The organism is Kitasatospora sp. NPDC056184 (assembly GCF_042268405.1).
Lineage (GTDB): Bacteria > Actinomycetota > Actinomycetes > Streptomycetales > Streptomycetaceae > Kitasatospora.
Genome location: NZ_JBHJUI010000038.1, coordinates 33579 through 58576, shown reverse-complemented (window position 1 = coordinate 58576; position 24998 = coordinate 33579). Strand labels below are relative to the sequence as shown.

16 protein-coding genes are annotated in these 24998 nt (G+C 73.1%); 12 read left to right on the top strand and 4 right to left on the bottom strand.

From position 1 onward, the window contains the following. From ACFC0B_RS38500 to ACFC0B_RS38485, 4 genes are all read left to right on the top strand, one after another. Positions 1-5538, top strand: a complete 5538-nt coding sequence (locus ACFC0B_RS38500) for an amino acid adenylation domain-containing protein (protein WP_376097415.1) — start codon at positions 1-3, stop codon at positions 5536-5538. An 89-nt stretch (positions 5539-5627) separates the two neighbouring features. Next, positions 5628-7034, top strand: a complete 1407-nt coding sequence (locus ACFC0B_RS38495) for an MFS transporter (protein WP_376097412.1) — start codon at positions 5628-5630, stop codon at positions 7032-7034. 71 nt (positions 7035-7105) lie between these two features. Further along, entirely contained in the window at positions 7106-8146 is a 1041-nt protein-coding gene (locus tag ACFC0B_RS38490; protein ID WP_376097409.1) for a MupA/Atu3671 family FMN-dependent luciferase-like monooxygenase, read from the top strand. Between the two features lie 31 nt (positions 8147-8177). Continuing rightward, on the top strand, positions 8178-9122 hold the full coding sequence (locus ACFC0B_RS38485; protein WP_376097406.1) for a TauD/TfdA family dioxygenase: 945 nt from the start codon (positions 8178-8180) through the stop codon (positions 9120-9122). Positions 9123-9199: 77 nt separating this feature from the next. Here ACFC0B_RS38485 and ACFC0B_RS38480 read toward each other — a convergent pair whose 3' ends face one another. The 3 genes from ACFC0B_RS38480 to ACFC0B_RS38470 all read right to left on the bottom strand — a co-directional run bounded on the left by ACFC0B_RS38480 (position 9200) and on the right by ACFC0B_RS38470 (position 13433). Then, a complete protein-coding gene (locus ACFC0B_RS38480) occupies positions 9200-11161 on the bottom strand; it encodes a BTAD domain-containing putative transcriptional regulator (protein ID WP_376097403.1) in 1962 nt (653 codons plus the stop codon). Between the two features lie 419 nt (positions 11162-11580). Then, the gene (locus ACFC0B_RS38475; RefSeq protein ID WP_376097400.1) at positions 11581-12228 is read right to left on the bottom strand and encodes a response regulator; all 648 of its coding nucleotides are present in this window, start codon (positions 12226-12228) and stop codon (positions 11581-11583) included. Next, the gene (locus tag ACFC0B_RS38470) at positions 12213-13433 is read right to left on the bottom strand and encodes a sensor histidine kinase (RefSeq protein ID WP_376097397.1); all 1221 of its coding nucleotides are present in this window, start codon (positions 13431-13433) and stop codon (positions 12213-12215) included. Before ACFC0B_RS38470 ends, ACFC0B_RS38475 begins: the two co-directional genes overlap by 16 nt. 109 nt (positions 13434-13542) lie before the next feature. On the opposite strand from ACFC0B_RS38470, the gene ACFC0B_RS38465 reads away from it, so the two are divergent. The 7 genes from ACFC0B_RS38465 to ACFC0B_RS38435 all read left to right on the top strand — a co-directional run bounded on the left by ACFC0B_RS38465 (position 13543) and on the right by ACFC0B_RS38435 (position 23257). After that, a complete protein-coding gene (locus ACFC0B_RS38465; RefSeq protein WP_376097393.1) occupies positions 13543-14310 on the top strand; it encodes an ABC transporter ATP-binding protein in 768 nt (255 codons plus the stop codon). After that, complete coding sequence (locus tag ACFC0B_RS38460) at positions 14310-16688, top strand: ABC transporter permease (protein WP_376097390.1); 2379 nt, start codon at positions 14310-14312, stop codon at positions 16686-16688. Before ACFC0B_RS38465 ends, ACFC0B_RS38460 begins: the two co-directional genes overlap by 1 nt. A gap of 215 nt (positions 16689-16903) precedes the next feature. Continuing rightward, positions 16904-17680, top strand: coding sequence for a thioesterase II family protein (locus tag ACFC0B_RS38455; protein WP_376097388.1), 777 nt, complete (start codon positions 16904-16906; stop codon positions 17678-17680). 47 nt (positions 17681-17727) lie between these two features. Next, on the top strand, positions 17728-19482 hold the full coding sequence (locus ACFC0B_RS38450; RefSeq protein WP_376097385.1) for a fatty acyl-AMP ligase: 1755 nt from the start codon (positions 17728-17730) through the stop codon (positions 19480-19482). Continuing rightward, the gene (locus ACFC0B_RS38445; RefSeq protein ID WP_376097382.1) at positions 19479-21176 is read left to right on the top strand and encodes an acyl-CoA dehydrogenase family protein; all 1698 of its coding nucleotides are present in this window, start codon (positions 19479-19481) and stop codon (positions 21174-21176) included. Before ACFC0B_RS38450 ends, ACFC0B_RS38445 begins: the two co-directional genes overlap by 4 nt. Further along, positions 21173-22918 carry an acyl-CoA dehydrogenase family protein gene (locus tag ACFC0B_RS38440; protein WP_376097379.1) on the top strand — a complete coding sequence of 582 codons (1746 nt, stop codon included), beginning with the start codon at positions 21173-21175 and terminating at the stop codon, positions 22916-22918. Before ACFC0B_RS38445 ends, ACFC0B_RS38440 begins: the two co-directional genes overlap by 4 nt. A 57-nt stretch (positions 22919-22975) precedes the next feature. Beyond that, on the top strand, positions 22976-23257 hold the full coding sequence (locus tag ACFC0B_RS38435) for an acyl carrier protein (protein WP_376097376.1): 282 nt from the start codon (positions 22976-22978) through the stop codon (positions 23255-23257). 147 nt (positions 23258-23404) lie between these two features. On the opposite strand, the gene ACFC0B_RS38430 is transcribed toward ACFC0B_RS38435, so the two are convergent. After that, complete coding sequence (locus ACFC0B_RS38430; RefSeq protein WP_376097373.1) at positions 23405-23623, bottom strand: MbtH family protein; 219 nt, start codon at positions 23621-23623, stop codon at positions 23405-23407. 173 nt (positions 23624-23796) lie between these two features. Between ACFC0B_RS38430 and ACFC0B_RS38425 the strand changes: the two genes are divergently transcribed. Next, positions 23797-24852, top strand: a complete 1056-nt coding sequence (locus ACFC0B_RS38425; protein WP_376097371.1) for a glycosyltransferase family 2 protein — start codon at positions 23797-23799, stop codon at positions 24850-24852. Positions 24853-24998 lie beyond the last annotated feature (146 nt).

The following is a 24998-nucleotide window of genomic DNA, read 5'->3' as shown; positions in this document are numbered from 1 at the left end:
GTGGTGGCGTTGTTGGCGGTGGCGCGGGTGGGTGCGGCTTATGTGCCGGTGGATCCGGCGCATCCGGTGGGGCGGATCGGTTTCGTTCTGGAGGACGCTGCTCCGGTGCTGGTGCTGACGGATCGTGCGGCGGATCCGGCGGCGGCGGTGGATGTGGCCCGGTTGTATCTGGACGAGGTGGATCTGTCGGGTGTGCCGGTGGGGGACGCGACGGTCGAGGTGCCGGGTTCCGGTGCGGCGTACATGATCTACACCTCGGGTTCCACCGGCCGCCCCAAGGGCGTCGTCGTGACCCGCTCAGGCCTGGCCAACACCGTCGCCGCGATGGCCGAACGCTTCGGCCTCGGCCCGGGGGACCGGCTGCTGTCGGTGACCACCATCGCCTTCGACATCGCCACCCTGGAGGTCTTCCTCCCGCTGGTCACCGGCGCGGCCCTGGTCGTCGCGCCCGCCGCCACGGTGCGCGACCCGCTCACGCTGGCCGCCCTGATGCGCGGAGAGCGGGCCGCGGCCCGGACCCTGATGGTCCAGGCCACACCGAGCCACCTCCAGGCCGTGTTCGCCGACGACCCGGACGCCTTCGACGGGCTCTGCCTGTTGGTCGGCGGCGAGCCGCTGCGCACCGATCTGGCGACCGCGCTGACCGACCGGGCACTGTCCCTCTCCAACGGCTACGGTCCGACCGAGGCCGCCATCTACTCGACCATGTCCTGGGTCTCCGGCGGAGCCGCCCCGAACATCGGCACCGCGGTGGCGAACACCTCGGTGTACGTGCTGGACGGCGGGTTGCGTCCGGTTCCGGTGGGGGTGCCGGGTGAGCTGTACGTGGCCGGTGCCGGTGTGGCGCGCGGCTACCACGCGCGGCCGGGGCTGACGGCGCAGCGGTTCACCGCCGATCCGTTCGGTCCGGCGGGGGCCCGGATGTACCGCACGGGTGATCTGGTGCGGTGGCGTGCGGACGGCCGGCTGGACTACCTGGGGCGGGTCGACGACCAGGTCAAGGTGCGTGGTTTCCGGATCGAGCTGGGGGAGGTGGAGTCCGCGCTGCTCGCGCATCCGGGTGTGGAGCGGGCCGTCGCGGCGGTCCGCGAGGACGTGCCGGGTGACCGCAGGCTGGTCGGGTACGTGGTCGTGCGCCCGGGTACCGACCTCGCGGACCTGAGGCCCTTCCTGGCGGGCTCGCTGCCGGACTACATGGTGCCGGGGGTGGTGGTCGGGCTGGAGTCCGTCCCGTTGACGGGCTCGGGGAAGGTCGACCGGCGGGCGCTGCCCGCGCCGGTGGTCGCCGGGGGCGGCGGCCGGGGCCCGCGCACCGAGCGCGAGGAGGTGCTCTGCGGGTTGTTCGCCGAGGTCCTCGGTCTCGAACAGGTCGGCATCGACGACGACTTCTTCGACCTCGGCGGCCACTCCCTGCTCGCCACCGCGCTGGTCAGCCGGATCAGGACCGTCCTCCGCGCCGAGGTCGCCGTCCGGCAGCTGTTCGACGCGCCGACGGTCGCCGGGCTGGCCGCCGCGCTGGAGGGGGCCGGCCGGGCCCGCCCCGCGCTACTGGCGGGCGGACGGCCGGGGCGGATCCCGCTCTCCTACGCCCAGCAGCGGCTCTGGTTCCTCCACCAGCTCGACGGCCCCTCGCCGGTCTACACCATCCCGACCGCGTTGCGGCTCACCGGAGAGGTCGACGTGGCCGCGCTGGACGCCGCCCTCCAGGACCTCGCCGCCCGGCACGAGATCCTGCGCACCGTCATCGTCGCCGACGAGGAGGGCGCCCACCAGGTGGTGCGTCCCGACGCCAGGGTGCCGTTCACCGTGGCGCCCACCGCGGACCTGGGCCGGGACGTCGCCGAAGCGGTGCGGCAGCCCTTCGACCTGGAGGACGAGATCCCGGTCCGCGCCCGGCTCTTCCAGCCGGGCGGCGACGAGCACGTGGTCGTCCTGCTGATCCACCACATCGCCGGGGACGGCTGGTCGCTGCGGCTGGTCGCCCATGACCTGGTCGAGGCCTACCGGGCGCGAACCGCCGGCCGTGCGCCCGGCTGGGTGCCGCTGTCCGTCCAGTACGCAGACTTCACGCTCTGGCAGCGTGACCTGCTCGGCAGCGAGGACGACCCGGACAGCCTGATCAACCAGCAGATCGACTACTGGAGCGCGGCGTTGGCGGACCTCCCGGAGGACCTTCCGCTGCCCGCCCGGCGCCGACGCCCCGAACTCCCCTCGAACCGGGGCGAGACCGTCCCCTTCGACATCCCGGCCGAGCTGCACGCCCGGATCCGCGAGCTTGCCGTCGCCCACCACGCCACCCCGTTCATGGTGATCCAGGCGGCCCTGGCGGTCGTGCTGCGCGCCGCGGGGGCCGGTGACGACATCCCCGTCGGCACCGTGGTCGCCGGGCGGACCGACGAGGCGCTCGCGCCGCTGGTCGGCTTCTTCGTCAACTCCCTGGTCCTGCGCACCGACCTGTCCGGCGCGCCGAGCTTCGCCGAGCTGCTGGAACGGGTGCGCGAGCGCGATCTCGCCGCGTACGAGAACCAGGACCTGCCGTTCGAACGACTGGTCGAGGTGCTCAACCCCACTCGGTCCCGCGCGCGCCACCCGCTCTTCCAGGTCGAGATCGTCTGGGAGGACCAGCGGGCGGACACGGTCGGCACCGGCGCGGTGGACGGCCTGCGGCTCGCCGAGGAGCGCCCGGAGACCGGGACGGCACGGCTCGATCTGTCCTTCTCGCTGTTCGGCCGCCGTGACGCGGACGGTCGGCCCTCCGGCATCGCCGGCCGCCTGCTCCACAGCACCGACGCCTACGACCGGACGGCCGCCCGGCGGATCGTCGGCCAGTTGCTCACCGTCCTCGCCGACGCGGTCGAGCGTCCGGACGTCGTCGTGGACGAGCTGCGCACGGCCGATCCGCAGCAGGAGGCCGCGTCGCTGCTGGCCGGCGGCGGCCCCCGCCGCGTCCTGGCCGACCGCAGCCTCGCCGAGCAGTTCGAGGCGCGGGCCGCAGCCACCCCGGAGGCCGTCGCCGTGCTCGCCGGCCCCACCGCCATGAGCTACCGCGAACTGGACCAGCGCGCCGAGGACCTGGCCGCGCGGCTCCGGGCGGCCGGCGCCGGACCGGAGCGCTACGCGGCCGTCCTGCTGCCGCGCGGGGCGGACCCGGTCGTCGCGCTCGTGGCGATCCTCAAGTCCGGGGCCGCGTACGTGCCGCTGGACACCGCGCTGCCGCCGGAGCGCGTCGCCGTCATGCTGGCGGACCTCGACCCGGCGGTGGTCGTCACCGACGCCACCCTGCGGGCCGGCCTGCCAGCCGGCGCCGTACGGGTGCTCGACGTCGCGCGGCCGGACGAGGCCGAGGCCGCCCCGGTGCCCGAACGGCGGCGCCCCTCGGCACAGCACCCCGCGTACGTCATCTACACCTCGGGCTCCACCGGCCGTCCCAAGGGCATCGTGATGACCACCCTGGCCCTGCGGAACCTCCTGGACTGGCACGGCCGGGCCCTGCCCGCGGCCGGACCGCGCCGGATCGCCCAGTTCTCCGCCGTCGGCTTCGACGTGTCGGTCCAGGAACTGCTGGCGGCCCTGCTGCACGGCGACACCCTGGTGGTCTGCCCGGAGGACGTCCGACGCGATCCGGCCGCGCTCGCCGCCTGGCTGGCCGAGCACCGGATCGAGGAACTGCTCGCCCCGAACCTGGTCCTGGACGCGGTGTTCGAGGCGGCGGCCGAGCAGGGGGACGACCTGTCCGCGCTGCGCACCGTCGCCCAGGCCGGGGAGGCGCTCGACCCGGGCGAGGCCGTCCGGTCCTTCTTCGCCGCTCACCCGCGGGCCCGGTTGCACAACCACTACGGCCCGGCCGAGACCCACGTCGTCTCGGCGTGGACGCTGCCCGAGGCGGTGGACCAGTGGCCGGAGAGCGCGCCGGTCGGCCGTCCGCTCGACAACACGAGCCTGCGCGTGCTGGACGCCCGACTGCGCCCGGTGGCCCCCGGCGACCCGGGCGAGCTGTACGTCGGCGGGGCCGCCCTGGCCCGCGGCTACCACGCCCGGCCCGGCCTGACGGCCGAGCGCTTCGTCGCCGACCCGTACGGTCCGGCCGGTGCCCGGATGTACCGCACCGGGGACCTCGCCCGCTGGAACGGACAGGGCGAGCTGGAGTACCTCGGCCGGGTCGACGACCAGGTGAAGATCCGCGGCCAACGGGTCGAGCTCGGCGAGGTCCGGCACGCGCTGGCGGCCGGCGCCGGCGTGACCGCCACCGCCGCCCTGGTCCGCGAGGACGTACCGGGGGACCGGCGACTGGTCGGCTACGTCGTGGTCGAGCCCGGCGCCGCCCACGACCCGGCCGCCGAGCGTGAACGGCTGCGCCGGACCCTGCCGGACCACCTGGTGCCGTCGGCCGTCGTCCGCCTGGAGCGGCTGCCCCTCACCGGCACCGGCAAGCTGGACCGCCGGGCCCTGCCCGCCCCGGCCCACGACACGGACCGGATCCGCCGGGCGCCGCGCGGCGCGCAGGAGGAGATCCTCTGCGGACTGTTCGCCGAGGTGCTGAAGCTCCCGGCCGTCGGTGCGGACGACGGCTTCTTCGAGTACGGCGGTCATTCGATGCTCGCGGCGGCCCTGGTCGCCCGGGTCCGGGCGGTGCTGGGCGCGCCGATGACGGTGCGGATGCTGTTCGACGCGCCGACCCCGGCCGCGCTCGCGGACCTGCTCGCCGAGCACGCGCGCGGCGGGGAGGCGGCGAACGGGGGCGGCGGCACCATGCGCCACCTGCTGCCGCTGCGCACCCGCGGCACCCGTCCGCCGCTGTTCTGCTTCCACCCGGCCTCCGGCGCCGCCTGGTGCTACGCCGCGCTGCTCAGCCACCTCGACCCCGGTCAGCCGGTCTACGGTCTGCAGGCCCACGGCCTGGCGGACGCGCACGGCCGCCCGGCCGATGTCGAGGAGATGGCGGAGCGGTACGCCCGGACGATCCGCGAGACCCGGCCCGAGGGGCCCTACAGGCTGCTCGGCTGGTCCTTCGGCGGTCACGTCGCGCACGCGGTCGCCGCCCGGCTGGAGCGCGAGGGCGCCACCGTCGAACTGCTGGCCGTCCTGGACGCCCACCCGGAGGCCCCGGACAGCACGCCGCCCACCCGGGAGGAGGTGATCGCGGCGCAGATGCGGTCGGTCGGCTTCGACTTCGACCCTGCGGCGATCGCCCGCGGCGAGTTGCCCGTCGAGCAGTACCTGGCCTTCCTGCGCCGGGAGAACCCCTCGGTGCTGGGCCTCGGGGACGCCGAACTCGTGCGGATGATCGACACCTTCGTGGACAACGTCCGGATGATGCGCGGGCACCACCCGGCGGTCTTCGGCGGCGACCTCCTGTTCGTCTCCTCCGCCGCCAGCACGGCGGCCGGCGTCACTCCCGCGGCGTGGCAGCCGTACGTGCGCGGAGGCATCGCCGAGCACCGGGTGGCCGTGGAGCACGAGCGGATGCTCACCGACCCGGAGGCGGTCGCCCTGATCGGCGAGGTGCTGAGCGCGGCCGACCGGGGTGGGAGGCGATGACGGCGAAGGGGAGCGGCCCGCGGCGGATGAAGGCGAGGCATAGGAATGAGGCATAGGAATGCTGTAGAGCTCCGATCGAGAGTCGACGCATGACGGCGCCCACCGAATCCACCGCGCCGGTGCCGCTGCGCCGCAACCGCGACTTCCTGCTGCTCTGGACCGGGAACTGGCTCCAGTTCTTCGGCTCCCGGCTGAGCGGGGTCTGCTACCCACTGCTCGCGCTGGGCCTCTCCGGGGGCTCGGCGCGGGTGGCGGGCTACGCGGCGACCGCCGCCGTGCTGCCCTACCTGCTGTTCCAGCTGCCGGCCGGGGTTCTGGTCGACGGCTGGGACCGCCGCCGGGTGATGCAGCTCAGCGCGCTCGGCCGGCTCCTGGTGCTCACCACCGTGGGCGTCGCCCTGGTGCTGGACCGGTTGGACGTCCGGGCGCTGGTGGTGCTGATCGGTCTGGACGTGAGCTGCGCGCTCTTCTCCAGCCTGGCCGAGCGCGCCTCGATCCCCGTCATCGTGCCGGCCGGCCAGCTGCGTTCGGCGATGGCCCAGAACGAGGCCCGCGGCCGGGTGGCCGGTCTGGTCGGCGGACCGATCGGCACCGTGCTCTACACCTGGACGAAGTCCGCGCCGTACTTCGCGGCCGCGTTCGGTGCCGCCGTCGCCGCCGTCAACGTCCGGTTCATCCGGAGCGACTGCCGCCCGCCGGGCGCGGGAACCGGGCACCGGGACGTTCGACGGGAGTTGCTCGACGGCCTGGACTGGGTCCGTCGCCACCGCTTCCTGCGTGCGGCGATCCCGTTGGTGTCCGCGAGCAGCGGTCTGCTCCAGGTGGTCTCGCTCGCGTTGGTCGTCGTCCTGGTGAAGGAGCAGGGGCACGACCCCGACACGGTCGGTCTGCTGGTCGGCATCAGCGGCTGCGGCGGCGCGGTCGGGGCGCTCACCGCCCGCTGGTGGATGGGCCTGCTGCCGTTCCCGGTGCTGCTGGTCGGTGGCTTCGCCGTCTGGTCGGCGCTGATCGCGGGCATGGCCTTCGTGACCGGGCCGCTGGCGCTGGGCGTCCTGTTCGGCGCGATGAACCTGGTCGGCGCGGTCTTCGGGGTGGCCACGGCGGTGTACCAGCTGACCGCCACCCCGGCCCGGCTGCAGGGCCGGGTCGCCTCGATCGCCGGACTGCTCACCGCGGGCGGGCCGGCGCTCGGGGCCTTCGCCTCCGGCCATCTGCTGGACCGGTTCGACGGAGCCGGGACGATGCTGATCACCGCCGGTGGCATGGCCCTGGTCGCGCTCTGCGCGGCGGCCGTCCCCGCCGTCCGGCAGGCCCGCCCGGCCGCGCAGGCACCCGAACCCGACCCCGACCCCGACCCCGAACCCGGCCCCGAACCCGGCCCCGAACCCGGCCCCGAACCGGACTCCACGCCGGAACCGGAGCCGCAACCCGGCCCGGAGCCCGAACCCGGTCAGGCCACCGAACCCGGTCAGGCCACCGAACCCACGCGGGTCTGACGACCCGTCATCCCCCTTGCCAGCCCCTCTCGTCCGACCCGAGTGTCTGACCCGAACCGAAGGGACGGTTCATGGAACTGAGCCTGTTCTACTTCGCCCACGACAGCACGGCGCCCGGCCGGTCCGGCCGCTACGAGCTGCTGATCGAGGGCGCCAAGCTCGCCGACCAGGCCGGGCTCGCGGCCGTGTGGACCCCGGAGCGGCACTTCGACCCGTTCGGCGGTGCCTACCCCAACCCGTCCGTGCTCGGCGCGGCACTGGCCACCTGCACCCAGCGGATCGGCATCCGGGCCGGCAGCGTGGTCGCCCCCCTGCACCCGGCGGCGCGCATCGCCGAGGAGTGGTCGGTGGTGGACAACCTGTCGGGCGGCCGGGTCGGGGTCGCCTTCGCCTCCGGCTGGAACGCGGTGGACTTCGCGCTGCGCCCGGAGAGCTACGCCGATCGCCGGGGCCTCGTCCAGGAGACCGCGGAGGAGGTGCGCCGGCTGTGGCGCGGCGAGTCGCTGAGCACGACCGACGGCCTGGGCCGGCCGGTCGAGGTGCGCGCCTACCCGCCCGCCGTCCAGCCGGAGCTGCCGATCTGGATGACCTCCGCGGGCGGCGTGGACACCTTCCGGGCGGCCGGCCGGATGCGCGCCGGTGTGCTGACCCACCTGCTGGGCCAGAACCTGGAGGAGCTCGCCGGGAAGATCGCCGAGTACCGCAGGGTGGCCGCCGCCGAGCACGACGGCTGGAGCGGCCACGTCGTTCTGATGCTGCACACCCTGCTCGGCGACGACCTGGACACGGTCCGCGAGCAGGTCCGCGGGCCGTTCACCGCGTACCTGAAGAGCTCCGCCAACCTGACGGCCAAGAACTTCCTCGGCAAGGACGTCGACCTCTCCACGCTCCAGGCGGCCGACATGGACTACCTCGCGGCGCGGGCCTTCGACCGCTACTTCGACACGGGGGGCTTGTTCGGCGGCGTCGACCGCGCCGCCGAACTCCTGCCGCACATCCGGGCGCTGGGCGTGGACGAGATCGGCTGCCTGGTGGACTTCGGGGTGGAGTCGCGGGCGGTCATGGAAGGCATCGAGAAGCTCGGCAAGCTGAACGAACTCGCCACCCGATGAACCGGATCACCTTCCACCGAGAGGAGTCGCGATGACCACCGAAGTCCGGACCGAGCAGGCATGGGCCCCGCACGAGATCACCACGGAGGCTGCGGGCGCGCGTGACCTGGCCGACTGGCTCACCGACCTGGGTACCGAGGGGCTGACCGCGCTGCTGACCGAGCGGAAGGCGCTGGTGTTCCGCGGCTTCGGCGTCCCGCCGGAGGGCGTCGAGCCGGTGCTCGACCGGCTGCTGCCCAACCGCCTGCCCTACGTGCACGGAAACTCGCCGCGGACCAGGGTGCGCGGCAACCTCTACACCTCCACCGAGTACCCCCAGCGGCTCACCATCTCGATGCACAACGAGCTGAACTACGCCCGCAGCTGGCCCTCGCGGCTGGCGTTCTACTGCCAGACGGCGGCCGAGAGCGGCGGAGCGACCCCGGTGCTGGACGGCGAGCTCTGGCTGGCCTCGCTGGACGCCGAGGTGCGCGAGGCCTTCGCCGGCGGGATCCGCTACGTGCAGAACCTGCACGACGGCTACGGCCTCGGCAAGAGCTGGCAGGACACCTTCGAGACCGACGACCGCGCGGCGGTCGAGGAGTTCCTCGCCCGCTCGGAGGCCGAGTGGGAATGGGGGCCGGACGGCATCCGGGTGAGCCAGCTGCGCCGCGCCACCACCACGCATCCGGTGACCGGCGCCGAGGTCTGGTTCAACCAGGCCGACCAGTGGCACCCGGCGGGACTGGGTGACGACACGGCGGCCGAGCTCTACCAGATCCTGGAGCCGGCCGAGTTCCCGCAGTACGTGACCCTCGCCGACGGCACGCCGATCCCGGACGAGTACATCCTGCAGATCCGGGACCGGGGCCTGGAGCACGCCGTCGACGTGGACTGGCACCCCGGGGACTTCCTGCTGATCGACAACGTGCTGACCGCGCACGGCCGCCGCCCCTTCGAGGGGAGCCGCAGGATCCTGGTCGCCATGTCCGACTGAGCGGGGATCGCCCGTTCGGCGGCGGAACGCGCGCCGGTGCTCCGTCCCCCCGGGGGCGGAGCACCGGCGCGCGGCCGTCAGCAGGACGCGGAAACCGCGCCGCAGAACTCCTCGTCCCGGCCCTCGGGTTCGTCCTCCAGCGGCTCCTCCAGCGGTTCCTCCAGCGGCTCCTTCGACGCCTCCGCCCGGGACAGTTCGGCGGCGATCAGCCGGGTGAGGGAGGCGAAGCGGAACCGCAGCCGGCCCTGGTCGTCGATGGACGACGGGGAGATCAGCCAGGCGTCGGCCAGCTGCTCCAACTGCTGTTCGAGGGCCGGCTCGTCGGCGGCGGTGCGGGCCAGGGTCTCCGCCCCGAACTCGAACCCGGTGATCCGCCCGAGCCGGGGCAGGAGCGAACGCGCGCCCTCCGGAAGCTGGTTGACCGACGACATCAGCGCGGCCCGGATGCTCTGCGGGCCGTACGACAGCTCGTCCAGCCGGCGCCGCGGGTTCGCCAGCCGGGCCGCCAGGTCACCGATGGTCAGCATCGGCCGGGCCGCCAGCCTGGCCCCCATCAGCCGCAGGGCGAGCGGGAGTCCGTCGCAGATCTCCACGACCGCTCTGGCGGCGGACGGGTCCTCCAGCACCTTCCGCTGGCCGCCGATCGCGGCCAGCAGTTCCACCCCGTCCCGCGGCGGGAGCGGGCCGAGCGCGATGGTGTCGGCATGGGTGACGGTCGGCAGCCGGCTGCGGCTGGTCATGACGACCGCCGCGTAGGGGCTGTCCGGGATGACCGGCTGGATGTCCTGCTCGGGGGTGATGCCGTCCAGGACGACCAGCAGCCGGCGCCCGTGGGACAGGACGCGGTAGCGCTGGGCGACCTCCTCGGAACCCTGGACGGACCCGGTCGGTTCGCCCATGGCGTCGAGCAGCCGGGTGAGGACGCTCTCGGTGTCGCGCGGTGTGCCGTCGGGTTCGACAGCCTCGACGAACAGCACGCCGTCGGGGAACAGTTCGGCGCAGTTGTGGGCCGCGCGCACCGCGAGGGCCGTCTTCCCGGAGCCGGTCGGTCCGGTCACCAGCAGCCGGGCCGGAGCGGCCCTTGGTGAGGAAGCGGCCGCGGCGGCGGTCACCCCGCCCTCCACCGCGACGAGTTCGGCCGTACGGCCGACCAGCGGCCGGATGTCGGGTGGCAGGACGACGGTCGGCCGGCCCCGGCGGGGGGGATCCGCCGGAACGGTTCGTGCGGGAAGCACGGTGGAGGGCAGATCACTTGAGAGGACGGCTTGATAGGCCTCGGAGAGTTCCGGTCCCGGATCCACGCCCAGTTGGTCGGCGAGCAGCCGGCGGCCGTCGTGATAGGTCATCAGGGCGTCGGCCTGGCGGTTGCTGCGCCCCAGGGCGGTGACCAGTTGGGCACGGAACAGCTCGCGAAGGGGGTAGCGGCTGACGAGTCCGGTCAACTCGGATATCAGCGCGGCGTGTTGGCCCAGGAGGAGGTCGGCGGCGATGCGCTGTTCGGTAGCCGCGGCGAATGCCTCGTCCAGAGCGGGCCGTTCGATTTCGGCCAGATGCTCGGTGACGTTGACCAGGGCCGGGCCGGACCAGAGTTCCAGTCCGCCCCTGAGGGCGACCGCCGCGGTGTGGTGGTCACCCTCGGCGAGGGCCCGCCGACCGGTCTCGGTGAGCTGTTCGAACTCGGCCAGGTCGAACGGGGAATCGCCGATGTCTAAGCGGTAGCCGCGGTGTTGGCGGGTGAGTTCGACGGCATCCCCCAGCTGCTTTCGAAGCTTGTGGATGTAGGTGTAGATCTGCGCGTGCATCGACGACGGTGGGGACCAGCCCCACAGCCGGGTGCTCAGTTGCTCGTAGGTCACGGACCTGCCGCGGGCGAGGAGAAGCGTGCTGAGCACCGTGTGGATCTTGGAGCCGGAGAGCTTGATGGGGTGGCCGTTCGACAGTACTTCGACCGGACCGAGGACGTGGAACTCCAGTTGCGGTCCTCTTCCGTCGACTGTCTCGGGGATCTGATGGTTCGTCAGAGATGAAGGCGTGGTCAACGCTGGTTTCCTTGCCTGCTTGTGGCATGCGCGGCTTCCGGGCAGCGCAAGGCATGGCTTCGCCCGGGAAGCGGACGGAAGGCCATGGGGAGCGCTGAAGCCGCAGGTGAGGGAGGGACGGGGCGGAGCCCGGGCTCACATTCCTGCGCAGGGCGGATGGAGACGGTGGGCGAACGGCCCGATCTGCTGCTCGGCCGGCGGCTGTGGCCGCGGTGAGCGCAAGAAGGAACAACCGACGGAGCGTGTTCCGAATCGGTTGATCGAGGAGCGAACTGAACAGTTCGTCATCAAATAAACCCCCGTTTGAATGATCTATGGCTAGATCCGGCGATTGCGCGTGCCGTTGGATCCTTTCGAGTGTTGCTGTCGAGCGGTTGGCCGATTCTGACCTCTCGTGGCGGAATCGGTTCTATCGATGGTCACGCCTGGAGGAAACGCAGAACCGCCAGAACGCGGCGGTGTCCATCGACGTCGACCGGCAGATCCAGCTTGGTGAAGATATTACCAATATGCTTGTTGACAGCAGCATCGCTGATGAAAAGCTCTGCGGCAAGACTCGCATTCGACCGGCCCTGCGCCATCAGGCTCAGTACCTCCTTCTCGCGCGCGCTGAGCCGCTCCAGCGGATCCTGACGCAGTCGCACCAGTTGGTGGATCACCTCCGGGTCCACCACGGTGCCGCCGTGCGCCACCCGGTCCAGCGTCGTCATGAAGTCACTGACGGCACCGATCCGCTCCTTCAGCAGATAGCCGACCGAATCGCCGCCGTCCGAGTCCAGCAGACGAATCGCGTACGACTGCTCGACATACTGGCTCAGCACCACCACCGGCAGCCGCGGGTACGCCCGGCGCAGCGTCACGGCCGCGCGCAGCCCGTCGTCGCTGTTCGACGGCGGCATCCGGACGTCCGTGACGATCAGGTCCGGCTGCTCGGTGTGCACGGCCTCGATCAGGGCGTCCGCATCGCCGACGGCGGCGATGGTGGTGTGCCCGAAGCGTTGCAGCAGGCCGACCAGGCCTTCCCGCAGGAGGACGGCGTCCTCGGCGACGATCACCCGAAGTGGCATGGGATCTCCACGTGAAGCAGGGTCGGGCCGCCCACCGGGCTGGAGACGCGCATGCGCCCGTCGACGGCGGTGAGGCGGTCGGCGAGTCCGGTCATGCCGGTGCCGAGGGACGGGTCGGCCCCGCCGCAGCCGTCGTCCGAGATCTCCAGGACCAGCAGGTCGGCGTGGTACCGGCCGGACACGCTGGCGTTCGCGGCACCGCTGTGGCGGGCGATGTTGGTCATGGCCTCGCTGATCAGGTAGTAGACGTTGGTCTCGACGTGCCAGGGAAGCCGCCCGGGCAGGTGCAGGTCCAGCTCGACCGGGATCGGGAAGCGGCTGGCCTGCTCCCGTACGGCCGCGACCAGTCCGTGGTCCGCCAGCACCGGAGGGTTCAGACCGCGCACCAGGCTGCGCAGCTCCTCGTGCGCGGCCGAGAGCTGCTCCTGCGCCTGGGCCAGCTGCGCACTCAGCGACGATCCCGGCGGGACGTCCAACTGCAGCAGGCCGAGCGTCATTCCCAGCGTGATGAGCCGCTGCTGCGCGCCGTCGTGCAGGTCCCGCTCGATCCGCACCCGCTCGGCGTCGAAGGCGTCTATCAGCCGGACCCGGGAGGCGTGCACCTCCTTCAGGGCGATGCCGAGCTCCTCGTCGCGCGGGGCGAGCAGGGTCCGGGCGAGTGCCGCGCGGGCGCCGGCCCAGGAGGTCACCGTGTACGGCGAGGCCAGCAGCACCGAGGTCCCGAAGACGGCCCACGGCCAGGTGACGCCGTCGACCGCCTCGAAACAGAGCGCGGGCACGCCGAAGGAGAAGGCCAGGACCAGCAGGTCCAGCCACCACAGCGCGGCGGCCGAGACCAAGGTGAAGCCCAGCTCGCGCCAGGTCACCGGCTCCTTCAACCGGGTGGCGACCCAGGCGCGCAGGCCCGGAGCGCTCGGTTTCTGGTGCGGGTCCGGGGTGTCGTCGAGGTCGACCAGCCGCAGCCGGCGCCGTTCGATGGCCGCCACCGTCCCGGAGGAGAGGACGACACCCACCAGCGGCGCCACACCGACCACGACCACCAGCAGCAGCAGACCGACCACCAGGCCGGCCGCCAGCACCGCCACCGCGGCGGCGCCCACCACCACGCCGCTCGCGAGGTAGGCCACCGAGCGCCACGGCCAACTCGACGTGAGGAAGCTCAACGGGCGTTGGGCCATCGCCTGCCAGGCCGTTTTGGGACGCATACCAAGAACATTAACCCGGGGGCGCACGGAGCAGGGTAGTGCTGGCAATACCTTTGAAGTAGAGCCCGGATCAATGCCGATGGCGCGCCGAATGGGTGGAATGCTCCATGTGACAACTACGAAGCAGGCGTCCGCCGCGGACGCGGTCCAGCTCTATACCGTTCGCAAGGTCTACGGCTCGGGCGAGCAGGCCGTGATCGCGCTGGACGGTGTGTCGCTCGGCTTTCCGCGCGGAACCCTCACCGCGATCATGGGACCCTCCGGTTCCGGGAAGTCCACCCTCCTCCAGTGCGCCGCCGGTCTCGACGAGCCGACGGACGGCAAGGTGATGGTGGCAGGAGTCGACATCAGCGCGCAGAACGAGCGCGAGCGCACCAAGTTGAGGCGCGACCACATCGGGTTCGTCTTCCAGGCCTTCAACCTGGTCGAGTCGCTGACCGCCGCGCAGAACGTCGAACTGCCCTCCCGCTTCGCCGGCCGCAAGGTCAGCCGCTCCCAGGTCGCCGCCGCACTGAGCGCGGTCGGGCTGGCCGAGCGGGCCGGGCACCGGCCGAGCCAGCTCTCCGGCGGCCAGCAGCAGCGCGTCGCCCTCGCCCGCGCCCTGGTGACCCGCCCCGACGTGCTCTTCGCCGACGAGCCCACCGGCGCGCTGGACACCAAGACCTCCCGCGAGGTGCTCCAGCTGCTGCGCCGGCTGGTCGACCAGGAGGCGCAGACCACGATCATGGTCACCCACGACCCGGTGGCCGCCGCGATCGCCGACACCGTCGTCTTCCTCAAGGACGGCCGGATCGCCGACCGGGTGGTCCTCGGCCGGGAGTCCACCGCAAGCAACGCCGCGGCCATTTCGGCCCACATGACCCGACTGGAGTCCTGATGCTGGTCCTCGCCAACGTGCGCGAGCGCTGGAGCAGCTTCCTCGCCTCGTTCGTGGCGGTCCTGGTCGGCGTCGCGTTGATCTCGACCACCCTCGTCATCTACGACTCCGCCATGCCGACCGTCCAGCCCCGACTGGAGGGCACCGCCGCGCTGGTGCTGCCGCCGCAGGCCAACGACCGCACCGGCAGCCCCGAGGACCGGGTCCCGTGGAACAGGGCCGAGGCGGACGCACTCGTCGCCAAGCTGCGCGCGGTGCCCGGCGTGGACGCCGCCGTGGTCGACCGCACCTTCTACGCCCAGGCGTTCCAGGACGGCCGGCCGGTCACCGACGAAGGCGCGGCCGAGGCCGGCCACGGCTTCTCCAGCACCCGGCTGGCCCCGTACAACCTGGTCTCCGGCCGGGCACCGGGCGCCGCCGACGAGGTCGTCGTCGACCGGTCGCTGGGCGTGGCGGCCGGCCAGCGGCTGACCGTGAACCTCACCGCCGGGCGAACGGAGTTCACGGTGGTCGGCACGGTCGACGGACCGGGCTACTACTTCAGCGACGACTCCGCCGCCCAGCGCGACCCCGGGGCCCGGGTGATCGCCCTGGTGGGTGGCGCCGGCGCCGCCGCCGGAGCGATCGCCGAGGCGGCCCGCACCGCCGTCGGGGACCAGGGCAGCGTGGTGACCGGCACCGGCCGCTCCACGATCCAGGCCCAGTACCTCGACCACAAGCGCTTCCTCGGCACCCAGCTGATCGCCGCCATGGCCACCCTGGGCCTGTTCACCACGTCCTTCGTGGTCGCCTCCATGCTGGTCCTCGCGACCGGCCTGCGGCGCCGCGAGATCGGCCTGCTCCGGACGATCGGCGCCAGTGGCAGGCAGGTGCGCCGGATGGTCCTGGGCGAGGCCGCCACCGTCGGCGTGCTCGGTTCGCTGGCGGGCTGCCTGCTCGGCGTCGCGGCCGCACCGCTGCTTCGCGACATCCTGGTGAACCTGGACGTCGCCCCGTCGGACCTCGCGGTGAAGGTGGACGCGTGGCCGCTGCTCACCGCCACCCTGATCGGCGTCGGCGTCAGCGTGATCGGCGCCTGGGCGGCGAGCCGGCTGGCCGCCAAGGTGGCCCCGCTGGAGGCGCTGCTGGAGAGCCGTTCCGGCAAGCGGTCGATGAGCCGGTCCCGGCTGATCTCCGGCCTGGTGGTGCTCGGCCTCGGGGTGGTGTTCGCGGTGATGACCGCCACCGCCGCCGCGGACAACCGGGTCAACATGGCGATCGCGGCGACCATGGTGCTGATCGTGGCGGCCGCGCTGCTCGCCCCGGTCTTCGTCGGACCGGTGGGCCGGGCGGCGACCAGCCCGTTCAACCGCGGGGGCTCGGCCGGGCCGATGCTCATCCGGGCCGAGATCACGGCGAGTGCGCGCCGCGCCGCGTCCATGGCGGCCCCGGTGATCGCGGCCGTCGGGTTCGCCGTGCTGCTCAGCGGCATGGTCGAGACGATGCGGGTGGCCTATCCCGCGGGCGACGCGCTGAAGCTCGCCGGCCAGGTGATCATCACCAACGACGGGACCCCCGGCAACACCGACGAGGTGGTCGGCGCCAATCCGGTGGGCAAGGCCTCCCTGCCCACCCGTGCCTTCGTCCACAAGGCGGACGGCTCGACCGTGGTGGTCGACGCGCTCGGCTCCCGGGACCCGAAGTGGGACCGCCCGGGTCAGGCGGTGCTCGGCGAGTCCATCGCGACCTGGCTGGGCGTCAAGACCGGGGACCAGTACCCGGTGCGCTTCGCCGACGGTGCGACCGTCCAGCTGCGGATCGCCGAGGTCCTGCCCGACGACCCGGCCCGGGGCGAGTTCGTGATGTCCCGCGGGCTGGTCCGCGGCCACGACCCGGCCGCGCTCAACGACGACATCTTCGTCCCCGAGCAGACGAAGCCGGTCGCGGTTCCCGGCACCGCCGTGCACGACGCGGTCCAGTACGCCCTGGACGACTACAACACCGATGCCCGGCTGACCAACAGCCTGGCCGCGATGCTGATCGTCATCGCCGTCGGCTACAGCGGGATCGCCGTCGCCAACAGCATGGCGATGACCGCGCACGGACGGCGCCGCGACTTCGCGGTGATGAAGTCGGCGGGCGGCACGGTCCGGCAGCTGCTGGCCATCTCCGTCGGGGAGACCACCCTGGTGGTCGGCATCGGCGCGGCGCTCGGCATCCTGGTGACGCTGCCGCCGCTGGCCGGCATGGCCTCCGGGCTCTCCCAGGTCACCAAGGCCGACGTCGGGCTGAACCTGAACTTCTCCATGCTGGCCGCAGTGATCCTCGGATCGCTCGTCCTGGCGATCGCCGCGAGCGCGGCGGTCACCTGGAAGACCCTGCGCCGCGCGGAGATCTGAGGCGGGCGCTGCTCCGGGACACCCCCGACCCGGAGCAGCGTTCTGTGACGGGCGCTGCTCCGGGACACCCCCGACCCGGAGCAGCGCTCCTTCGCGTTCCACCCCGGGACGCCCACCGATCTGTCGCCGCCCTATAGAAGGCCGTCGCGGCTGTTATAGAAGCCTGATAGCGACGCCGATTGTGCTGTGCGGGAGCACCATGGGAGGCGATCACAGTGACTGTTCCCGGCCCGACCCGCACCCGGTGGCTCCGGGCGTGCAACCAGGTCGTCCGGCCGCGCTGCCGCATCGTGTGCGCCCCGCACGCGGGCGGCACCGCCCAGGCCTACCGCGGCTGGCCGCGGGGGCTGCCGCACGATGTCGAGGTCCACGCGGTGCAGTACCCGGGCCGGCAGGACCGGCTGGCGGAGGACCCGGTCGAGAGCATGCCGGAGATCGTCCGGTCGACGGCGGACGCCCTGGAGCCGTTCCTGGGCGAGCCGCTGGTGCTGTTCGGCCACAGCATGGGCGCCGGCGTCGTCTACGAGGTGGCGCTGGAACTGGAGCGCCGCCACGGCCGCCCGGCCGATCTGGTGATCGTCTCCGGCTCCCGGGCCCCGCACCACCGCGACCCGCGCGACCGCGACGACCTCGACGACCGGACGCTGATCGAGGAGGTGCGCCGGCTCAACCGGTCCTTCGAGGAACTGGCGGCCGCACCGGAACTCCTGGAGCTGGTCATGCCCTCGATCCGGGCGGACTTCAAGCTCGCCGCCCGCTACTTCCGCTCCCCGCCGGTCGCGCTCCGCGCGCCGCTGCTGGCCCTGGGCGGAATCGCCGACCCGGACGTCAGCCCGGAGGACCTCGCCGAATGGCGGGCCTGCACCACCGGCCGGTTCGCCGCGCGGACCCTGCCCGGCGACCACTTCTACCTCGTCGACGAGGGGCCGGTGCTCGACACCATCGCACCCTGGCTGCCCGGTACCCGGCGCACGGCCCGCGGCGTCGCCTGAGGGCCGGGCCCGCCGACCGCACCTACCCCGATCTGGAGAACCCGAGCATGGTGGACCTCATCAGCGCGACCAGCGTCAGCGCAGTCTTCACGGAGCGTGCCCGGAAGACCGGCGCCGAACAGGCTGTCGCCATCGTCTCCGACCCCGCGGACCCGGCGTCCGCCGAGTGGCTCACCTTCGCCGAACTCGACCACGCGGCCCGGGTCTTCGCGCAGGAGCTGGGCCGGACCTGTGAGTCGGGCGCCCGGGTGCTGCTGCTCTACCCGACCTCCAAGGAGTTCGTGGCCGCCGTCCTCGGCTGCCTCTACGCGGGCATGGTCGCCGTGCCCTCCTCGATGCCCGGCCGCTACCGGCACGACCAGCGCAGGGTCCTCGGCATCGCCCGGGACGCCGAGGCCGCGTGCGTGCTCACCTCCGCCGGCGACCACGCCGAGGTCGCCGGCTGGGCCGCGCAGGAGGGCTTCGAGGTGCCCGTGCTCTGCCCGGAGATCGACCCGACCCGCGACGTGACCGACGTCCGGGAGCTGCCGGCCGACCGGGACACCCTGGCGCTGCTGCAGTACACCTCGGGTTCCACCTCGGACCCGAAGGGCAGCATGGTCACCCACGGCAACCTGCTGGCCAACGCCGCCACCACCGCCGAGGCCTTCCGCTTCGAGGAGGGCCAGCGCTTCGGCGGCTGGCTGCCGAACTACCACGACATGGGGCTGATGGGGCTGCTGCTCTCGCCGCTGCTCGGCGGCACCAGCACCGTCCTGATGAGCCCGGCCGCCTTCCTGCGGCGCCCGAGCGCCTGGCTCCAGATGTTCGGCAACTTCGGGGTCACCCTCTCGGCGGCGCCCAACTTCGCCTACGAGCTGTGCACCGCGCGGGTGCGTGACGAGGAGCTGGCCGGGCTGGACCTCTCCGGCTGGCGCTACGCCGTCAACGGGTCCGAGCCGGTCAAGTCCCGGGTGCTGGCCGACTTCGCCGAGAGGTTCGCTCCGGCGGGCTTCCGGCCGGACACCTTCGCGCCGTGCTTCGGCATGGCCGAGGCCACCCTGCTGGTCTCCACCACCCCGAGCCGCGAGCCCGTGGTGCTGAGCTGCGACGCGGCCGCCCTGGAGCAGGACGTCGTCCGCCCGGCCGCCGACGGGCCGGTCCGCACCCTGGTCAGCTGCGGCGCTCCCCGTGACCTGGACGTCCGGATCGTCGACCCGGCGACCCAGGACGAGCTGGCGGCCGGGCAGGTCGGCGAGATCTGGCTGAGCGGCCCCTCCGTGGTGCGCGGCTACTGGCGCAACGAGGCGGCCACCCGCGAGACCTTCGGACGGACCGTCGGCACGGTGGGCGGATTCCTGCGCACCGGGGACCTCGGCACGCTCGTCGACGGGGAGCTGTACGTCACCGGCCGGATCAAGGAGATGATGATCATCCGCGGCCGCAACATCTACCCGCACGACATCGAGCACGAACTGCGCCGGCAGCACGAGCAGCTGCGCGACACCGTCGGTGCCGTGGTGACGGTCCCCGGCGAGGGGGAGGGCGAGGACCGCCTGGTGCTGATCCACGAGATCCGCCGGCTCGCCCCGGAGCCGGATCTCGCCGACCTCGTCGGCAAGGTGCGCACCACGGTGTCCAAGGAGTTCGGCCTGCGCGCGCACGCCGTGCTGCTGATGCGCCGGGGCGGTGTCCAGCGCACCACCAGCGGCAAGGTCCGCCGTGCCGAGATGCGCGCCCAGTACCTCGACGGGGAGCTGCGGCCGGTCTTCGCCGACGGCTACCGGGCCCGCGCCGAGGCGGCCGCGGAGGAGTCCCGATGACCCCGGTGGACCACGCGCCCGGCCTGGCGTCCGAGATCGAACGCTGGTCGGAACCGGGCGGCCCCTTCGACCCGGACCTGCTGGCCCGTCACGACGAGGCCGGGTCCTTCCCGGCCGAGGCCTGTGCCGCCCTGGACGGCCGCGGGCTGCCCGCGCAGTACGTCCCGGTCCGCCACGGCGGCCGGCTGGAGCGCCTGGACCGGCTGCAGGCGGAGCTGCGCGAGGTCGCCGCCCGGGACGTCACGGTCGCGGTGGCCCACGGCAAGACCTTCCTCGGCGCCGTCTCGGTGTGGATCGGCGGCGACCCGGCCCAGGCCGGAGGTCTCGCCCGGCACGTCCTCGCGGGCGAGGCCGTCTCCTGGGGCCTCACCGAACCGGACCACGGCAGCGACCTGCTGTCCGGCGAGCTCACGGCCGTCAGGGACGGCGCGGGCTGGCGGCTGAACGGGCGGAAGTGGCCGGTGAACAACGCCACCCGGGGCCGGTTCCTGTGCGTCCTCGCCCGGACCGAGGAGGCCGGTGGCCCGCGGGGCTTCAGCGTCTTCCTGGTGGACAAGCGGGAACTCGCCGGCGGCGCCGTCCTCCCGCTGCCCAAGCTGCCGACCCACGGCATCCGAGGCGCGGACATCAGCGGGGCCGAGTTCGTCGACGCCCTGGTGCCCGGTCACGCGCTGATCGGTGCCGAGGGGCACGGCATCGAACTCTCTCTCAAGTCCCTCCAGTTGACGCGCACCGCGTGCGTGGCCCTGTCGCTCGGCGCGGGTGACCACGGACTGCGGCTCCTGCGCCGCTTCCTGGGCGAGCGGATGCTGCACGGCCGCCAGCTCGCCGACCTCCCGCACGCCAGGGTGGTGGCCGGAAGGGCGGTCGCCCGGCTGATGCTGGCCGAGTCGCTGGCCGCCGCCTCCACCGCCGTCGCGCACGAGGCGCCCGGCGAACTGGCCGCCGTCTCGGCGATCGCCAAGGCGCTCGCCCCCACCCTCGTCCAAGGACAACTCCGCCTCATCGGCGATTTGTTGGGCGCCCGCAGCTTCCTGCGGGACGTCGGGGGCTACGGGGCGTTCGGCAAGCTGGACCGCGACCACCAGATCGTCTCGATCTTCGACGGCAGCACCTGGGTGAACCGCAGCGCACTCGCCGCCCACCTGCCGCTGCTGGCCCGGACCCCGGCGACCGCCCCCGGTTCGGGCCGCGTCGCCGACTGGCTGCGCGCCGACCGCACCCCCGCGCCGCTCGACACGGACGCCCTGCTCTCGCTCAGCCGGGGCGACACCGTGCTCGGCGCCCTGGACGCGCTGGCCGCCGGCGTCGACCCCGAGCGCTCCGGGGGCGCCGACCGGCCGGCACGGGCGCTCGCCGCCGCGAAGCGCGAACTGCTCGACGCGGTGCGCACGCTGCGCCCGGCCGCCGGAGCGCCCGCCACCGCGACCATGCGGCTCGCCGAGACGTACGAGTGGTGCTGGGCCGGCGCCGCCGCCCTGGCCCTCTGGACGGCCAACCCCGACCGCGCCGAGGACGACTGGTGGCGCGGCGGCAGCTGGCTGCGCGGCTGCCTGGCCCTCGTGCTCGAACAGGTCGGGGACGGGACCGGCGAGCGACCGGACGCCGTCTTCGACGAACTCGGGCGCCTCCTGCTCTCCGATGCCGGAGCGCACGCCTCCCTGCTCCGTCAACCGTTGGAGGACCTCCGGTGACCGCCGCCGTCCGCCCCGATCCACGCCCGGTCCCGGCCGCCGACGCCCTCGCCGAGGCCGGCGTCGACGCCCGCATCGCGCTCCTCGAAGACCGGTTCGGCGACCCGTGGGACGCCGACAACCCGGCGGGCTTCGCGGCCGTGGTGGCGGCCGACGAGGCCGAACGCACCCCGGAGGGCGGTGAACGCGCCCTGGACGACTTCGGTGTGCTCGCCGAGTTCGTCCCCGAGCGTCTCGGCGGACGACTGCGCCGCGCCGACCACCTGGTCGACCTCATGCGCTCGGTCTACCGGCGCGACCCGAGCCTGGGCCTCGGCCACTGCGCCAGCTCGCTGCTCGGCGCCGTCAACCTCTGGACGGCGGGCTCCGGGTCCCAGCAGCGGCAGGTGGCCGACCTCCTGCTCGGCGGCGGCAAGCTCTCCTGCGCCTTCCACGAACTCGCCCACGGCAATGACATCGGCTCGATCGACTTCGCCGCCGTCCCGACCGCCGGAGGCCACCGGCTCAACGGCCGCAAGGAGAGCATCTCGAACCTGGACCGGGCCCATGGCGTGGTGTTCCTGGCCCGCACCGACCCGGCCGGAGGCCCTCGGGGCTGCTCCCAGTTCTACCTCCCGGTCACCGCCTTCGATCCCGCCAGGGTGACCCGACTGGCGCGCTTCCGGTCGGTCGGCATGCGCGGGGTCCTCCTCGGCGGCATCCGGGTGGAGGACCTCCCGGTCACCCCCGACGACCTCGTCGGCGCCCCCGGGACAGGCCTGGAGACCGCGGCCCGCGCGTTCCAGCTCACCCGGATCGCACTGCCCGGGATGAGCACCGCGATCCTCGACACCGCCCTGCGCGTCACCCTGCACCACGTCCGCCGCCGCCGGCTGTACGGCCGCACTGCCGCCGACATCCCGATGGTGCGCAGCACCCTCGCCAATGCCTTCGCCGACCTGCTGCTCTGCGAGGCCTTCGCCACGGTGGCCGCCCGGTCGCTGCACGTGCGACCGGAGTCGGGCAGTGCGTACGCGCCGGCGGTGAAGTACCTGCTGGCCGGCCTGCTGCTGGACGCCGTGGAACAGCTGTCGCTGGTGATGGGCTCGGAGTTCTACCGCCGCGACGGCGAGCACGCCGTGTTCCAGAAGATGGCGCGGGACGTCAAGCCGGTCGGCTTCGGGCACATCGCCCGAGCCGCCTGTCTGTCCGCGCTGCTGCCCCAGCTGCCCTCGCTGGCCCGTCGCTCCTGGCGCGAGAGCGCCCCGGCCCCGGCCGAACTGTTCACCGCCGACGGTGAACTCCCGCCGCTCGACCTCCCCGGGCTGCGGGTCTCCGCGGGCGGCCGGGACGTGCTCGCCGCCGCGCTCAACGCCGCCCCCGAGGACGGGTCCCTGCCGGCGGAGCTGCGGCCGCTCGCCGAACGGAGCGCCGCCCGCCTGCGCACCCTGGCGGAGGCCTGCGCGGGGCTGCGGCCCGCGGACCTCTCCATCGCCGCGCCCGTGGCGGTGCGTGAGCTCGGCGCGGAGTACGCGGCGCTGCTCGCGGCCTCCGCCTGTCTGGGAATCCAACGGCACGCGCCGGCCGACACCTTCCTCGCCCGGCCGCCCTGGCTGGTCGCCGCGCTCACCCGACTGGCGCCCGCTGCCTCCGGCCGACCGGCGGACCTGCCCGGCGAGGTCGAGGACGCGTTGATCGAGGAGCTGTTCGAGCGGGACGACGAGGTCCGCGGCTTCGGGCTGTCGGACCGCCGCTATCGATGAGGCCTGCGGCCCGACCGTTCAGGCCCGACCATTCACCGATCAAGGAGGACACTGCAGATGGACAAGCCCGGCACCGCTTCGGCGACCGTCGAGGAACTGGTGGACTGGCTGGTGGCTCGTGTCGGCGAGTACCTGCCGGAACTGGCGGAACCCGTTTCCCCCGACCGTGAGCTCGGCGAGTACGGGTTGGACTCGATCGCCGTGCTGGCGTTCGCCGCCGACGTCGAGGAACGGCTCGCGATCCCGGTCGACCCCACCGTGGTCTGGGACCACCCGACCATCGAGCAGCTCGCCACCTTCCTCGTGGCCGAGACGGAGGGCCGGCACGGGGCGGAGTGACCCAGCCCCCTGGCCGGGCCCGCGCGAGCGGGGCCCGGCCAGGGGGCTTCCGGCTGTGGAAACAGCGCAGAGGCCGCGGGGTCGACCGCGGCCTCTGCGCTGTTCGGTGCTGCCGGTGGTGCCGGTGGTTCGGCGGGTCGGCCTTCGTCAGACCGTGTCGCCCGCCATCTCACGGACCAGGCTCAGCGGGCGCATGTCCGTCCAGTTCTGCTCCACGTACTCCAGGCACGCCGTGCGGGTGTCCTCGCCGTGCGCCACCTGCCAGCCGGCCGGAACCTCGGCGAACGTCGGCCACAACGAGTGCTGGCCCTCGTCGTTGACCAGGACGAAGTACGGCGCATCGTCGTTCTCGAACGGGTTGGCCACGGTGAAACACCTCACTTGTGCGCGCGGAAAGGCTGTCCCCCCGAGCCTGTGGCGCCGCTCTACAGGTTTCCTACGGCCCCCCGCCCGGGCCCGCATAGCCGATCTGTAGGCCCGGGGGCCAGCGTGACGCCGACGGCGCGAGGGCGCCCGACCGGACATCAGCCAGGACACCTGTGGGGGAAGCCTTGAACACGGCGGCGATCGACATTGTCTGCCCGGCCTGGAACCGCTCGCAGGCCATCCGGCCGACGATCGACAGCGTCCTCGCCCAGACGTTCACCGACTGGCGGCTGCTGGTGGTCTCCGACGGCAGCACCGACGACACCGACGACGTCGTCCGCTCCTACGGCGACCCCAGGATCAGCCTCATCCGGACGTCGCACCACGGCCACCCGGGCGGCCCCCGCAACATCGGGCTCGCCGCCTCCACCGCCCCCGCCATCGCGTACCTGGACAGCGACGACCGCTGGCTGCCGGGCCATCTCGCCGCCCTGCAGGGGGCGTTCGCCGACGGCGCCCGCCTGGTGGTGACGGCGAGCAGCGGCTTCAACCAGCAGGACGAGGAGCAGTACCAGTCGGACCTGCTGAACGCGGTGTGGCACCCCGACCTCCAGCTGCTGTGGGCGTTCTTCGAGCCCTCCCGGGTCGGTCACCTGCGGGGTCTGCCGGAGAGCGTCGGCGGCTGGACGGTCGAGCACACGGGCATGGAGGACTGGGACCTCTGGCTGCGTCTCACCGACGCCGGGGAACGGTTCACCACGCTCTCCGCCCGGACCGTGCAGATGTACCTGAGCGACACCTCCCGACGCCGCACCATGGAGCTGCGTCACCGACTGGTCCTGGGTGTCCTGCCCGACCGGGAAGCCTGCGGCGCCCTCCTCGACCGCTGCCGCACTCCGGAGGTCCAGGACGAGATGCGTGCCGCCTTCGCCGAGGAGATGCTGCGCTTCTACCGCACCAAGGCCGAGGCGGGCGAGCTGGTCGTGCCGGCCGGTGTGGGCACCGACGAGGTCGTCGCGAGGGTCGAGCAGTTCGTCACGGACCCGCAGGTCCCGATGCTCCGCGAGCTCTCCTTCGTCCCCCAGGGAGAGGAGTACGCGGTCGTGCTGCCCCTGCAGTGCAGCAGCGAGCAGCATGCGGACCGCCTGCGCGCATTCCTGCTCGCCCATGACTCCGGTCGGCACGCGGTCGTACGCCGGCTGTTGCGCGAGTCCGAGCGCCGGGGATAGGGCGCGGGTCCGCGGTGGTGTCGAGGGGGTTGTCCGGTCCAGGTGGGAATGGGGTGTCGGCGGGTCAATTGGGTGCTGTGGTGAGGTGGTTGTTGAGTCTCCCTTAAGCTTCGCGTTCATAAAGGCGGATCATCGCCTGAACGATG